General features: G+C 67.7%; 16 protein-coding genes. 6 read left to right on the top strand and 10 right to left on the bottom strand.

Annotated features, from left to right (window positions below; translation table 11 throughout):
• Positions 1 to 108: 108 nt before the first annotated feature.
• Positions 109 to 1,281 carry a 4-hydroxybenzoate 3-monooxygenase gene (gene pobA, locus AAFN88_RS21240; protein WP_347522732.1) on the bottom strand — a complete coding sequence of 391 codons (1,173 nt, stop codon included), beginning with the start codon at positions 1,279 to 1,281 and terminating at the stop codon, positions 109 to 111.
• Between pobA and AAFN88_RS21235 the strand changes: the two genes are divergently transcribed.
• Positions 1,259 to 2,311 carry a helix-turn-helix domain-containing protein gene (locus AAFN88_RS21235; RefSeq protein WP_347522730.1) on the top strand — a complete coding sequence of 351 codons (1,053 nt, stop codon included), beginning with the start codon at positions 1,259 to 1,261 and terminating at the stop codon, positions 2,309 to 2,311. The genes pobA and AAFN88_RS21235 overlap by 23 nt on opposite strands.
• Positions 2,312 to 2,357: 46 nt before the next feature.
• Here AAFN88_RS21235 and AAFN88_RS21230 read toward each other — a convergent pair whose 3' ends face one another.
• The 3 genes from AAFN88_RS21230 to AAFN88_RS21220 all read right to left on the bottom strand — a co-directional run bounded on the left by AAFN88_RS21230 (position 2,358) and on the right by AAFN88_RS21220 (position 5,711).
• Positions 2,358 to 3,647: an ATP-binding protein gene (locus AAFN88_RS21230; protein ID WP_347522728.1), complete on the bottom strand. Its 1,290-nt coding sequence runs from the start codon at positions 3,645 to 3,647 to the stop codon at positions 2,358 to 2,360.
• Positions 3,648 to 3,864: 217 nt separating this feature from the next.
• The gene (locus AAFN88_RS21225) at positions 3,865 to 5,187 is read right to left on the bottom strand and encodes a TRAP transporter large permease (protein ID WP_347522727.1); all 1,323 of its coding nucleotides are present in this window, start codon (positions 5,185 to 5,187) and stop codon (positions 3,865 to 3,867) included.
• Positions 5,184 to 5,711, bottom strand: a complete 528-nt coding sequence (locus AAFN88_RS21220) for a TRAP transporter small permease (RefSeq protein ID WP_347522725.1) — start codon at positions 5,709 to 5,711, stop codon at positions 5,184 to 5,186. The genes AAFN88_RS21225 and AAFN88_RS21220 overlap by 4 nt, the downstream gene beginning before the upstream one ends.
• 424 nt (positions 5,712 to 6,135) lie before the next feature.
• Here AAFN88_RS21220 and AAFN88_RS21215 point away from each other — a divergent pair, with 424 nt between their 5' ends.
• The 4 genes from AAFN88_RS21215 (at position 6,136) to AAFN88_RS21200 (ending at position 8,485) form a co-directional block, all read left to right on the top strand.
• Positions 6,136 to 7,029: a helix-turn-helix transcriptional regulator gene (locus AAFN88_RS21215; RefSeq protein ID WP_347522724.1), complete on the top strand. Its 894-nt coding sequence runs from the start codon at positions 6,136 to 6,138 to the stop codon at positions 7,027 to 7,029.
• A 4-nt stretch (positions 7,030 to 7,033) separates the two neighbouring features.
• Positions 7,034 to 7,678, top strand: coding sequence for a class I SAM-dependent methyltransferase (locus tag AAFN88_RS21210; RefSeq protein WP_347522723.1), 645 nt, complete (start codon positions 7,034 to 7,036; stop codon positions 7,676 to 7,678).
• A complete protein-coding gene (locus AAFN88_RS21205; protein ID WP_347522722.1) occupies positions 7,679 to 7,927 on the top strand; it encodes a hypothetical protein in 249 nt (82 codons plus the stop codon).
• 66 nt (positions 7,928 to 7,993) lie between these two features.
• Positions 7,994 to 8,485, top strand: a complete 492-nt coding sequence (locus AAFN88_RS21200; protein WP_347522720.1) for a hypothetical protein — start codon at positions 7,994 to 7,996, stop codon at positions 8,483 to 8,485.
• A 9-nt stretch (positions 8,486 to 8,494) separates the two neighbouring features.
• On the opposite strand, the gene AAFN88_RS21195 is transcribed toward AAFN88_RS21200, so the two are convergent.
• A complete protein-coding gene (locus tag AAFN88_RS21195) occupies positions 8,495 to 9,187 on the bottom strand; it encodes an SGNH/GDSL hydrolase family protein (protein ID WP_347522719.1) in 693 nt (230 codons plus the stop codon).
• 135 nt (positions 9,188 to 9,322) lie between these two features.
• Between AAFN88_RS21195 and AAFN88_RS21190 the strand changes: the two genes are divergently transcribed.
• Positions 9,323 to 9,865, top strand: a complete 543-nt coding sequence (locus tag AAFN88_RS21190; RefSeq protein WP_347522718.1) for a transglutaminase-like cysteine peptidase — start codon at positions 9,323 to 9,325, stop codon at positions 9,863 to 9,865.
• A gap of 4 nt (positions 9,866 to 9,869) precedes the next feature.
• Here AAFN88_RS21190 and AAFN88_RS21185 read toward each other — a convergent pair whose 3' ends face one another.
• The 5 genes from AAFN88_RS21185 to AAFN88_RS21165 form a co-directional block, all read right to left on the bottom strand.
• On the bottom strand, positions 9,870 to 10,271 hold the full coding sequence (locus AAFN88_RS21185) for a hypothetical protein (protein WP_347522717.1): 402 nt from the start codon (positions 10,269 to 10,271) through the stop codon (positions 9,870 to 9,872).
• A 100-nt stretch (positions 10,272 to 10,371) separates the two neighbouring features.
• Complete coding sequence (locus tag AAFN88_RS21180) at positions 10,372 to 10,545, bottom strand: hypothetical protein (RefSeq protein WP_347522715.1); 174 nt, start codon at positions 10,543 to 10,545, stop codon at positions 10,372 to 10,374.
• 264 nt (positions 10,546 to 10,809) lie between these two features.
• Complete coding sequence (locus AAFN88_RS21175; RefSeq protein WP_347522714.1) at positions 10,810 to 11,655, bottom strand: substrate-binding domain-containing protein; 846 nt, start codon at positions 11,653 to 11,655, stop codon at positions 10,810 to 10,812.
• A 38-nt stretch (positions 11,656 to 11,693) separates the two neighbouring features.
• Positions 11,694 to 12,488: an ATP-binding cassette domain-containing protein gene (locus tag AAFN88_RS21170; protein WP_347522713.1), complete on the bottom strand. Its 795-nt coding sequence runs from the start codon at positions 12,486 to 12,488 to the stop codon at positions 11,694 to 11,696.
• Between the two features lies 1 nt (position 12,489).
• Positions 12,490 to 13,197 carry an ABC transporter permease gene (locus AAFN88_RS21165; RefSeq protein ID WP_347522711.1) on the bottom strand — a complete coding sequence of 236 codons (708 nt, stop codon included), beginning with the start codon at positions 13,195 to 13,197 and terminating at the stop codon, positions 12,490 to 12,492.
• Between the last annotated feature and the right edge of the window lie 400 nt (positions 13,198 to 13,597).

The raw sequence follows: 13,597 nt of genomic DNA, 5'->3' as shown, positions 1-13,597 counted from the left end.
CCTTTAGGCCGGGCTCTCTATTATTGTTTACTATGTAAACTTATTGGCGCTTCCCCGGTCAAGCCTCCCGGTCCGGCGCGTCGTGCCGTGGGATCGAGGGCGTGGGATCTAGTAGGGCAGGCCGACATAGTTTTCCGCCAGCATCGTCTGGGCGGCCTTGGAGCCGGCCAGGTAATCGAACTCGGCGCGCTGGATGCGGTCGCCGAAGCCCTCGTTCTCCGGAAATCTGTGCAGCAGCGAGGTCATCCACCAGGAAAAGCGCTCGGCCTTCCAGACCCGCGCCAGGGCGCGCGCAGAGTAGCCGTCGAGGCCGCCGGCCTCGCCCTTCTTGTACCAGTCGATGAGTGCGCTGGAGAGGTACTGGATGTCGGAGGCGGCGAGGTTCAGACCCTTGGCGCCGGTCGGCGGCACGATGTGGGCGGCGTCGCCGGCCAGGAACAGCCGGCCCCAGCGCAGCGGCTCGGCAACGAAGGATCGCAAGGGTGCGACGCTCTTCTCTACCGCGGGTCCGGTCACCAAGCGGGCGGCGACCTCGGCGGGAATGGCCGACTTCAGGCGCTCCCAGAAGCGCTCGTCGGACCAGCCGTCGGGGCTCTCGTCGGCCTTCACCTGCACGTAGTAGCGGCTGAGCTGCGGGCCGCGCAGGGAGCAGAGGGCGAAGCCGCTGTCGTGGCGGGCGTAGATCAATTCCTCGTTCACCGGCGGCGTTTCCGAAAGCACGCCCAGCCAGCCGAAGGGGTAGACCCGCTCGAAGGTTTGCAGCACGTCGCTGGGAACGCACCGGCGGCTGATGCCGTGGAAGCCGTCGCAGCCGATGACGAAGTCGCAGTCCAGCCGCTCCTCGGCGCCGTCTTTCGTGAAGGTCAGGTAGGGTGCGTCACTCTGAAGGTCGTGCGGCGTGACGTTCTCGGCCTCGTCGATGACCGCGCCGTCCAGGGCGTCGCGGGCCTCGTAGAGGTCGTGGGTGACCTCGGTCTGGCCGTAGACCATGACGGTCTTGCCGCCGGTCAGCCCCTCCAGGTCGATGCGCAGCCGCTCTTCGTAAAAGGCGATGTTGACGCCGCTGTGGATCTGGCCTTCGCGGTCCATGCGCCGGGCGATCCCGGCCTGGCGCATGAGATTCTGGAAGCCCTGCTCCAGCACTCCGGCGCGGATTCGCCCCAGTACGTGGGCGCGGCTGCGCCGCTCCAGCACCACGGAGGAGACCCCCTGCAGATGCAGCAGTTGCGAAAGCAGCAGGCCCGACGGCCCGCCCCCGATGATTCCAACCTGGGTCCGCATCCCTGGCGATCTGTCCTTTCCGGACAACTTCGTCTATTTTGGGGCATTACAACGCCTCCTGCGGGGTGGGCGGAAGGGAGACTTCAGACCGATTCCTGGACAGATCGAACATCAGGCGCGCTGGGGCGAGGAGGCGGGAATTCCCAACTTCGCCCTCTACGGCGAGGCTCCGGGGCGCCAGGGGGACGGGGCCGGGCGGGCCCCCTTTCCCGACGTGCTGCATTGCGAGTCGATCCCGGCCCGGGCCAGCCTGCACGACTGGCGGATTGCACCGCACCGGCATCACAACCTGCACCAGTTTTTTTGGATCGAAGCGGAAGGCGGCGAGGCGACGCTGGAGGGCCGGAGCTACGTTCTGGCCCCCTCGGCGGCCATTTCCCTGCCGCCGATGAGTGTGCACGGCTTCCATTTCCGGCCGGGGACGCAGGGCTGGGTCGTCACCTTGCCGGTGGCGACCCTGGCCCAGCAGCTCGCCGACGCGGCGCCGCTGCGCGCGGCCTTGGCGCGCACGGCGCTGTTGCGGCCGCCGCTTGCCGAGCCGGAGCGGACCCCGCAGTGGATCTTCGAGGCGGTGGCGCGGGAATACGCCGGCGGCGGCCTCGGCCGCGCCCAGGCCCTGGCCTCCCTAGCCGGGTTGCTGGCCACCTGGTTCGCGCGGGCTTTGGCGCAGGAGGCGGCACGCGACGGCGCCGCGCCGCTGGCGGGGGCGGACCTGCTGGGCCGCTTCCAGGTGCTGGTGGAACGGGACTATCGCAGCCTGCGGACCCTGGCCGACTATGCGCGCGATCTGGGGGTGACGCCGACGCACCTCAGCCGGGTCAGCCGGGCGACGACCGGCGTCCCGGCCTCGCAGCTCATTCTGGAGCGGCGCCTGCTGGAGGCGCGCCGCGCGCTGGCCTATACCACCATGCAGATCGCGGAGATCGCCTACATGCTGGGCTACAGCGATCCGGCCTACTTCGCCCGGGTCTTCGCCAAGGCGACGGGGGAGCCGCCGAGCGCTTTCCGCGCAAGGATGACGGCGCTGTAGCTCGGGCGGGGCCGGACCTGGGCGCCGGCTGCAAAGACTTCGCGGGTTAGGCTCGAGGCTCGGGAGCCAGGCTCTGCAGCGGCCATTGGATCGAGACGGTGGTGCCGCGGCCGGGGGCGCTGTCGACCGAGAGGCGGCCGCCCAGAAGTTCGACCAGCTTCGTGCAGATGTAGAACCCGAGCCCGGTGCCCCGTTCGCCGCGCAGCGCGGTGGCGCTCCCGTCGGCAAGGAAGGGCTCGCCGATCTTGGCGACGAGGTCCGCCGGCATGCCGACGCCGTTGTCGCGCACCGAGAATTCAAGCTGCTCGCCGTCCGCCAGGCGCCATCGCAGGTCGATCGCGCCGCCGCTGTTGGTGTGCTTGCAGGCGTTGGAGACAAGATTGTTCATGATCTGGATCAGCGCCCGCCGGTCGGTGACGATGGTCGGGGCGCCCTCGGGCGGAACCGAAACGGTGATCCGCAGATCCTTGTGCAGGGAGAAGGGGGTGAAGGCCGCCACCACTTCGTTCGTCAGTTCGATGGGGTCGAAACGCTCGGGCTTCAGGCTGTACTTGCCGCTGTCCAGCTTCGCGGTGTCCAGGATGTCGTTCACGATCGAAAGCAGCAGCTTGCCGGCCTTGTGGATGTTTCCCAGGTACTCCCGATAGGTCTCGTTGCCGAAGGGGCCGCTCACTTCGCGGAGGATCATTTCCGAGAACCCGAGGATCGCATTGAGCGGCGTCCTCAGGTCGTGACTGATGTTGGCCAGGAACTCCGATTTACTGCGCGCCGCGGCTTCGGCCCTTTCCATGGCCTCGCGGAGGATCCCTTCCTTGTGTTTGATTTCCGTGATGTCGACCTGGACACTGACGAATCCGCCGCGGCTCATTCGCCGGTCGGTGGTCTTCAGCCAGCGGCCGTCTTTGAGCTGGACGATGAAGGATCCTTCCAGCTTGCTCCGGTATTCGGCCTTGCGCTGAAGATAGTCTTCTCCGCCGCCGTATTCGTCGCCGACGACAACGTGCCCTCTTGCGACGTCGATCCGCCCCAGTTCGGCGAAATGGACTCCCGGCCGGGCTTCGTCTTCGCTGTAGCCGTAGAGCTCGCGGAATTTGCGGTTGCAGGTGACCAGCCGTCCGTCGGCGTCGTAGATCACGATCGCTTCGGATACGGCTTCCAGCGCTTCGGCGAAAAGGGCGCCGTCGTGCGCCACTTCGAGTTGGTTGCGCAGGGCGTGACATTCCGCACGCAGGTCTTCCGTCGTACGATGATCGGTCTCGTCGTCGTCCGTCGGGTGACTGTCGACGCGCGCCTCCGCGGCGGCGCCGGAAAGTCCATGCGAAGTGGAACCCGCCATGCGGTGAGCTGCTGCCGTCTTCCCGTTTTCGTCGGCGGCGGTGTGCCGCCAGTTCCGAAAATCTACACCCAATAGATGCAGTTAAGCGATGAAAGAATGGTTAAGTTGATTTTTCCGGCCGTCTTCGGAAAAGCGGCCCGAGGCGCGCTCGGGCGTGAATCTACCTGAGCTTCCTCACCGCCGCGCGGGACCATTGGGGGGCGATGCGGGCGAGCCTTCAATAGAGCAGGCGGACCAGCCCCAGGGTGATGCCCGGGAAGACGATCAGGATCGCGATGCGGATCACGTCGCTGAGCACGAAGGGCAGGGCGCCGCCGTAGGTGCGCGGCAGCGGCACGTCGGGCGCCATGGAGTTTATGACGAAGAGGTTCATGCCCACCGGCGGCGTGATCAGGCCGACTTCCACGGTTATCAGCACCACGATGCCGAACCATAGGGCCATTTCCTCGGCGGGAAGGCCGAAGTCGAGGGCGGAGACGATGGGGAAGAAGATGGGAATGGTCAGCAGGATCATGGACAGCGAATCCATGACGCAGCCGAAGATCAGGTAGCAGACCAGGATCAGCGCCAGCACCAGCCAGGGACTGACTCCCAGGGTGGCGACCTGGGCGGCGGTTTCCTGCGGCAACTGGGAAAAGGCGAGGAAGCTGTTGTAGACGACGGCGCCCAGCACGATGAAGAAGATCATGCCGGTGGAAATGGCGGTGCCGGTAATCGACTCGCCGAGACTGCGCCAGGTCAGGCCGCCATTGATGAGCGCGATCAGCCCGGTGCCGGCGGCGCCCACGGCCGCGCCCTCGGTGGGCGTGAACCAGCCCAGGTAGATGCCGCCGATGACCAGCACGAAGATCAGCAGCACCGGCCAGACGGCGGCCAGGGCCGAAAGACGCTCGCTCAGGTCCGCCGGGTCGCGGTGGCCGGCGGCGTCGGGTTTCAGGCGCACGTAAACGGCAATGGTGATCATATAGCCCAGGGCGGCAAGCACGCCGGGCACCAGGGCGGCGATGAACAGCTTGATGATGTTCTGCTCGGTCAGGATGGCATAGATCACCAGGACCACCGAGGGCGGGATAAGGATGCCCAGGGTGCCGCCTGCGGCCAGGCAGCCGGTCGCCAGGGCGCCGGAGTAGCCGTAGCGCCTGAGCTCCGGCAGGGCGACCTGGCCCATGGTGGCCGCCGTGGCCAGCGAGGATCCGCAGATGGCGCCGAAGCCGGCGCAGGCGCCCACGGCGGCCATGGCGACGCCGCCCCGGCGATGCCCGAGCCAGGTCTCCGCCGCCTTGAACAGCGACTTGGACATGCCGCCGCGCGTGGCGAACTGTCCCATCAGCAGGAACAGCGGCACGATGGAGAGGGAGTAGTTCGAGAAGGTGTCATAGGTCAGCGACTTCAACTGCGCCAGGATCGGCGTCCAACTGCCGGTGACCAGCCAGGTGCCGAAGAAGCCGACCATCAGCATGGCGAGGCCGATGGGCAGGCGCAGGAAGATCAGCGCCAGCAGCAGCGGGAAGGACCAGAGGCCGATTTCCAGGGCGCTCATCGCTCCGAGATCTTCCGCAGGCCGTGAGTCTTCCCGGCTTCATGCAGGCTGCGCGCGACGGTGTAGGCACAGACCAGGGTGAAGACGCCGGCGCCCAGCAGGGTGGCCGCGTAGCCCCACCAGGCCGGGAACTGAAGAATGAAGGTGGTTTCGCCGTAGGAGCGCTTGTCGAGCATGCCTGCGTAGAGCCGCCAGCTCAGCACCGCGGCGGCGCCGGTCATCAGCAGGTTGGCGATCACGTCGATGACGGCATTGGTGCGCCGCCCGGCCCGCGACAGAAACAGATCGACCGTGACGTGGCCGCGGTGAAACTGGCAGAGCGGCAGAAATGCCAGCACGGCAAAGGCGGTGCCGGCCTCCACCAACTCGAAATCGCCTGGGATCGGCCCCAGGCCCGCGAAGATGAGGCCGCGGCCGACGATGCTGATGACGGTCAGGGTCAGCACCGCGATCAGCACGACGCCGCCGAGCATCGCGGTCCAGAACGCGACGCGTTCGACGGCCCGGTCAATCTTCGATCGCATAAGGTTGGCCCCCAAAAAAACTGCCGTTCCCTTCGGTCCGGAATATTCCCCGCGCCGGAGATGCTTCACCGATCGCCCGCCGCGGGGCGTGGTTTCTTCGCCTCATGCGCCGCTTTTGCCGCTCTCGCGGCGCCATCCTCGAAGGTTCGGCCAGCCTAGTTATAGCCGTGGGCGCGCGCCGGACGGAAGGGGGGCTTCGGGCTTTTTCCCGGATGAATCGAACCTGGGGCGGCCGCTCCGCCCCATCGGCTCCGCCCTTTGCGCCAAGGCCGCCGGCGGTGGCCGCAAGCGAATCCGGTTTGTGCCCCGGCGCGGCGCTGCCCGGCCGCCGCCGCTTCGGGAGCGCGGCGGCAACCCGGGGCCAAGGCCGAAAGGCGCGGGCCGGGGGTTTCGCGCCGCGGCTGAAAGGGTTAAGGAAGAGGGCATGACAGCCGAAGATCCCGAGCCCACTTTCCTGACCACCCGCGAGGTTGCCGAACTTCTGCGCGTGAAGGAACGCAAGGTCTATGACCTGGCGTCTTCCGGCGGCATCCCCTGCCGCAGGGTCACCGGCAAGCTGCTGTTCCCGCGCGCGGAGATCGAGGCCTGGCTGGCGGGCCACGGCGGCGGCGCTGCGCGGCGGCAAAGCGTGCCGGCCAACATCGCGGCGGGGAGCCATGACCCGCTGCTGGATTGGGCGATCCGCGAGTCCGGCTCCGGCCTCGCCACCTTTTTCGACGGCAGCCTGGACGGACTGAAGCGCCTGCAGATGGGCGAGGCGGCGCTGGCCGGCCTGCACGTCTACGAGCCCGAGCGGCATGATTGGAACGTCGCCCATGTGAACGAGGCCTTGGGCGGGGCGCCGGTGGTTCTGGTGGAGTGGGCCCGGCGTCAGCAGGGCCTGCTGCTCAGCAGCTCCTTGGACGGGCAGGTGAGCTCGGTTGCCGGTCTGGCGGGCCGCCGCGTGGTGCGCCGCCAACCCTCGGCCGGGGCGGGTCTGCTGCTCGACCATCTGATGGCGGAAGCCGGGATCAGCGCGCGCGAGGTCGATTTCCTGGCGGAGGTCGCGCGCACCGAGACCGAGGCGGCGGCCTCCGTCGCCTCCGGGCAGGCGGAAGCAGCGCCCGGCCTGCAGGCCATGGCCAGGCAATTCGGCCTCGCCTTTCTGCCGACCGTGGAGGAGCGTTTCGACCTCGCCGTCGACCGCCATGCCTGGTTCGAGCCGCCGTTTCAGCGTCTGCTGGCTTTCTGCCGTTCTTCCACCTTCACCGCCAAGGCGGCGGAGCTGGGCGGCTATGACCTCTCCGGCCACGGCCGGGTGGTCTGGAATGCGCCCTGATCTCATGCCTCCCGGGACCATGAACGGCGAAACCTCTTCGGCCGGGCGCTGGGACAGGCGCTATTCGGCGGCGGCCGAGCCTCCCTTCGGCGAGGCGCCCAACGAATATCTGCGCATGATCGCCGCGCGCTCGGACTTCGCGGTGCGGCGCGTGCTCTCTCTGGCCGACGGCGACGGGCGCAACGGGGCTTGGCTGGCCGCGCAAGGCTGTGCGGTGACGGCTGTCGATTGCTCCGCTGTGGCGACGGAGCGTGCGGTCGAGCTCGATCGGCGGCGCGGGGTTGCCGTGACCCGTATCGTTGCCGACCTCGCGGAGTGGGTTCCGGCGCCGGGCGATGCCTGGGACGCGGTCTTCGTGATCTACCTGCAGGGCACCAGGGGGCTCAGGCTGCGCGCGCTGGAAGTCGCGGCAGGCGCGCTGGCGCCGGGCGGCTGGCTGGTGGTGGAGGGCTTTTCGAAAGCGCAGGCGGGCCGGCCTGACATCGGCCCGGACGATCCCGACCGGCTTTATGATCTTGAGGAACTGCGCGCGGCGGCTTCCGGTCTGGAAGTTGTCGAGGCCCTGGCCGGACGGCTGCGGCTCGACGAAGGTCCCCGGCACCGGGGCGAAGCGGAGGTCGTCCGCTTCGCCGCCCGGCGGCCGGGGTGAGTGACGGGCGGCCGGCGCTGCGGCAGCCCACTTGGCCGGCGCGTCGCGAGCGAGCTGACCGTCGCGGCCGGGGCCCTGACGGTGACGGGCGGGCACCACAGCGTCGATACCGAAGCGGATGCGGCGGCCGACGACCTCGATACGCTCGATATGACCGTCCTGGCGGAGGGCGACATCGTGGAGCTGAAGGCCGAGACCGCCGCGCGGGTCGTGACGCTGAAGCACGGGGTGGGCAACGTCACGCTATAGGGCCCGGACTTCCTGCTGGACAGCGCGGCCAAGCGGATCTTCCTCCAGAAGGTTGGCAGCGCGGCGGTGGAGGTGCTGCGCGCGCCCGGGCCGCAGGTGCAGTGTTTCGCGCCGGTGGCGCTTTTGGGAACCGTCGTCGACATCACCGGCCTTCCTGCCTGGGCGCGGGAGATCGAAGTGATCGCCGTCTCCTGCGCATGCTCGGGGACGGACAATCTGCTTGTGCAGATCGGGGACTTCGGCGGCGTTGAGGTGAGCGGCTACACGGCCGAGAGCGGCCATGTCAGACAGGCCGCGGTCGGCGTGGTCCTGAGCGTTACAAACGGCTTCCCCATCACCCTCGGCTCCGCGGCTTTTGCGTTCTCCGGTATCGTGAATCTGCGATTGCAGGATCCGGCGAGCAACACATGGCAATCGGATCACCAGGGCCGGGTTGATGCGGCGCGGTCGGTTGGCGGCGGCCACAAGTCGCTGACCGCTACGCTGGACCGCTTACGGGTCAAGAGCAGCGGAACCGACATGCTGTCCGGTTCAGTCATCGTTGTCGCGAAGGGCTAGATCAACCGCCTAGAGCAGCGACGAGAAGCTGAGCTTTATCCGCTCGCAGTAGGCTCTTGCATAGGCCCGGGTGAGGTGGACGCCATCGACGGTCATGCCCGGCAGCCCGACCAGCGTCCCGGCCCTGAGCCACGGATGGTAGAGATTGACGATCAGATCGGCGTCTACGGCGTAGAGGATGTGCCGGTTAAAGCGAAGGATACTCCTGGGGTCGAAATAGGCATCGCCCATGGGCTTTCCGGCCTCGACGGGCATCACGAGGAAGAGCGCCACGCGGATGCCGCGAGCCCGTATGGCGTTCACCAGCGCGGTGTAGTCGGCCTCCCAGTTGGCCGTTTCGGTCGAGCCCGCGCGGCTGCGGGCGGCGTCGTTGACGCCGAGCATGATGGTCACTTCGTCGGGCTGCACGCGGTCGAGGATTTCGTCGATGCGGTCGAGGATGGGCCGGACGGTCATGCTGCCGATCCCGCCGTTGATCGTGCCGGCCGGCATCTGGCAATGGGGCTGGCCCCACAGCCCTTCGGTGATGGAGTCGCCCAGGAAGAGATTGATTTCCGCCGCCGGGTCGCCGCTGCGAACGACCTGTGCTTGCGCCTCCATCTGGGCAATACGGATAGCGATGGTCTGATGATATGAGGGCGTCACGGCTTGCGCGGCGCCGGCCAGAAGAAACGCTAACAAGACAAGAAATAGGAGACGCATAGCCACCCTCCAATGTTGAGTGATCGAAAAATATAACACGTAATGCGCGTCTGATGATTGTCTTGAAGAGCGCCTGCCGATCCCAGCCAGGAGGGGCGGCGGGACTTCCACGAACTAGCCAACTGGAACGGGCCAATGAGCGATCCGACGACGCCCCTCGATCTCGACCGGTCTACGACAATGCCGGCGCTCTTCCGGGCCGTGACGCCGCCGCAGTGGGAGGACTTCGTGCGCCGGCGGCCGCGGGCGATCTCCGAGCAGGCCGCGAGCGTGGCGCTGCGGCAGGCCCACGTCGAGCGGCTGCGTGAGCTGGCGGCCATCGGGCGGCGCGCCTACGGACCCAATGGGCCGCGCGCGGATCACTGGAACGACGCGCCGCCTTTCGTCGATGGCGTGCAGACCGCCGGCTTCGATTGCGAGAACCTAGCCCTCTGGGTCCGCCACGTCATGACGGAGGAGTTCGCCGAGTGGCCGCTCGGCGCGGGCCGGCCGGCGATATGCACGCTGCCGGACGGCCGGGCTCACTGCGTCCTCGTGATTGTCGAGGGTACAGGGCTGGGTGACTACATCCTCGGCGCCCAGGCGGAGGAAGACCTGGTGCCCTGGCGATCCCTTGCGGGCTATCGCTGGCACTCGATGTTGCACCGCTTCGACGAATGGCGGCTGATCGCCGCGTGAGACGTTAGGATGCCCGGCCGCTGCAGTCCTGCACGGCCTTCCATACCCAGTCCGGCGCGTCCTTGGAGTCCGGTGGCTGGCGAAACTCGACCGAGACGGTCTGGGCGTCGAGTTGCTGCAACGTGGCGTGGACAGGGTAGGCGAAAGCGAAGATCCGGTAGTTCCCCTGGATCACCGCCGTCTCATTTGGCGCGTCGATGACCTGCCGGAGATCCCATACGTGGGCGTCGGCGCGGCTCCAGGCCTGGGCGATGCAGGCTGAGAGGCTCTGGTAATTGCCGGTGAAGGTACCGCTATACAACGGCTCGGCCTTCTGCACCTCGGCTTGCGTTGCCATAGGCTGGGCGGCGCAGCCCCCCAGGGCGGCCGACAGAGCTAAGGCAACAGCAATGTTGGAGGTATTCATCCTCTACCCTCCGAGTTTCCGGCCCGGCGACCGGGCCATGAACGGTAGAATCGTACTGCTCCCGGTGCAATCTCCGAGGTCACCTCAAAGGAGGTACGGCCTACTGATCCCTGCGCCGGTGGATGGCCACCCCGGCGGCCTTCAGCTCTCTCAGGACGGTGTCCGCTGCGCCGCGCGCACGCTCGGCGTCAAAGTAGGTAATCGAGCCGCGCCGCGCGCTGGCAATGAGATCGACCAGGGCGTCTCGGTTCTTGGGGTTCTCGGGGATAGTCATAGCCGGGTTCTAGCGGCTCTCAGAGACCTGTCAACGGCCCCTCACAGGCCTTTCGGAGCGCTCCTAAAGCGGTCAGAATAGCCGCCATGGCAGCCCTATCGGCCGCTCCAGAAACCAGTGGCGACGACTCCAGGATCAAATGCCGTGCTTCAGCCACTGTCACCCCGACCCTAACCCTCCCCCGTCAAGGGGGAGGGGATACTCTAGTGCATCTTCGGCTCGACAGCCGTCGGTCAAGCCTAGGAGTACCTGTTGTGTATGGCTTCAGCTCATCTTGGCGTTGGGGAAGAAGAGCTGCTTGCCGTCGCGCTTGTAGTCGGCGATGGCGGACTGGCCTTCGTCGGAGAGGATCCAGTCGATGAAGGTCTGGCCCAGGCCGGCCTTCACGTTGCTGCATTTCTCCGGGTTCACCAGAATGACGCCGTACTGGTTGAACAGGCGCTCGTCGCCCTCGACGGCGATCTCGAAGCCGCCCTTGTTGCCGAAGGCGATCCAGGTGGCGCGGTCGGACATGGTGTAGGCGCCCATGCCCACGGAGGCGTTCAGGGTTGCGCCCATGCCCGAGCCGGTCTCGCGGTACCAGCCGCCGCTGTCGGCCGTCGGATCGATGCCGGCGGCCTTCCAGAGAGCGATCTCCTTCTTGTTGGTGCCGGAATCGTCGCCGCGCGAAGCGAAGGGCGCGTTCTTGGCCTTGATCTGGGCCAGCGCCGCGGTGACGTCCTTGCCGCCGGAAATGCCCGCCGGGTCGGTGGCCGGTCCGACGATCACGAAGTCGTTGTACATCACGTCGGAACGGCTGACGCCGTAGCCGGCGGCCACGAACTTCTCTTCCGCCGCCTTGGCGTGCACCAGCAGCACGTCGCCGTCGCAGTTCTGCGCATTCTTGATCGCCTGGCCGGTGCCGACGGCGACCACGCGCACCTCGATGCCGGACGTCTTGCTGAAGATCGGCAGCAGGTGGTCGTAAAGGCCGGAGTTCTGGGTCGAGGTCGTCGACTGGACGACGATGAACTTGTCCTCGGCCTGGGACGGCCCGGTGAAGGCCAGGCCGGCGGCGGTCGCCACGGCGGCGCCCAGAAGCGTCAGGGTGAGGAATGAACGTCTGATCATTAAGCGTCTCCCGTTTTTATAGAGTGATCTGTTTGGGTTCAGAGAAGCAGGCGGCCTTCCAGGTAGGCCTGCGCCGCCGCCGATTGCGGCTGTGCGAAGAAGGTTTCGGCCGGGGCGCGTTCGATCAGTTGGCCGCGATGCAGGAACAGCACCTCGTCGGCCAGCCGCAGCGCCTGGCCGCGGTCGTGAGTGACCATGACGATCTTGACGCCCTCGGCGGCGGCCCGGTCGACCAGCGCCTCGATGGCCGCGGTGGCCTGGGGGTCGAGGCTGGCCGTGGGCTCGTCCAGCAGCAGCAGGTCCGGCTCCGCGGCCAGGGCGCGCACCATGGAGAGGCGCTGCTGCTCGCCGCCGGAGAGCACGCGGGCCGGGCGGTCGGCGATGTCCTGCAACTGGCCGAGGGCGAGCAGCGCGTCCCGCCGCTGAGCCCGCTCGCCGCGCGGCACGCCGTAGGTTTTCAGCGCGTGCATCAGGTTGGCGGCGACCGAGCGGCGCAGCAGGACCGGGCGCTGGAACACCACGGCGACGCGCCGGCGCAGGCCAGCGTCCAGGGGCTGGCCGGCATAAGTCACGCGGCCGGAATCGGGGGTCAGCAGGCCGGCGGTGAGCCGCAGCAGCAGGCTCTTGCCGGCGCCGTTGGGGCCCATGACGATGCTGCGCCGGCTGGGGGAAAGCTGCAGCGACAGGCGGTCGATCAGGGTCTTGCCGCCGGCGGAAAAGCAGACCTCGTGCAGTGCGACCGGCCAGATCGTGGCCGCTCCCCGCGTGCCGGCGGCCGCCTGCGGACCCGCTGCCGCGTCGCCGGCGGTCCGCAGGGCCGCCACTCGGGCCATGTCATGCATAGGCCAGCTTGGCCGCGCTGCCGCGCAGCCCCATGACCAGGCCGTTCACCAGGATGGAGAGGCCGACCAGGATGACGCCCAGGCCCAGCGCCAGCGAGAGGTTTCCCTTGGACGTCTCCAGCGCGATGGTGGTGGTCATCACCCGGGTCACGTGATTGATGTTGCCGCCGACGACGATGATGGCGCCGACCTCGCCCAGGGCGCGGCCCAGGCCGGCGAGCGCGCCGGTCATCAGCGAATAGCGGGCGTCCCACAGCAGGGTGGCGATGACGCCCAAGCGGCGCGCGCCCATGGAGCGCAGCAGCTCGTCATACTCGGCGTGAAGATCCTCCACCACCTGCCGGGTGAGGGCGGCGATGATGGGCGTCACCAGGATCGTCTGGGCGACGATCATCGCCGTGGGCGTGTAGAGCAACTGCAGGACGCCCAGCGGCCCGGCGCTGGACAGCAGGAGATAGACACCCAGCCCGACGACCACCGGGGGCAGGCCCATGAGGGCATTGACCAGGGTGACCAGGGCGCCGCGTCCCGGAAAACGGCCGACGGCCAGGGCGGCGCCCAGCGGCAGGCCGATGGCGCAGGCCAGGGCCACCGCCGAGAGGGTGACGCGCAGCGACAGCACGATGATTTCGATCAGATCGGCATCGCCCGACAGAATGAGAGCGAAGGCCTGGCTGAAGGCGGCCCCGAAATCCTGCATCCGCTGTTCCTCCGTCCTCCCGGTCCGGTTTTTTTTGTATGGATAGTTTGTCGATTTTTCCGGATCGACGGAATTAAAACATACAATGCGAGGCCGCGGCGGACAAGGCGCTTGCCTGGAGGCGCTGGGAGTTTCCGGGGTTTTGCGGCGCGGCCGGAGGGGCCTGCACGAAGGGCGGGGGCACCTGGAAAGGCTGCCGCCGGCCGCTTTTCGGCGCGAGGGCCGCGAAAAGAGGGCCGTGGAAAAATGGATGCGGAAAGAGGGCGGGGGCGGCCGGTTTTCGCCGGCCGCCCCCTCGTGCGGTTGCCCTTTCCCTGCCGCCGTTTACGGCCGCGGGGCGGTAGTTTGTCGCTGGGGCGAAGCGTCGAGCGCCGCGGACAGCCGGTCGGGGGACCCCTGG

Origin of the sequence: Pelagibius sp. CAU 1746, assembly GCF_039839785.1 — a bacterium.
Lineage (GTDB): Bacteria > Pseudomonadota > Alphaproteobacteria > Kiloniellales > Kiloniellaceae > Pelagibius.
Note: the sequence above shows the minus strand (reverse complement) of the source record. Positions and strands in the feature narration are given on the sequence as shown.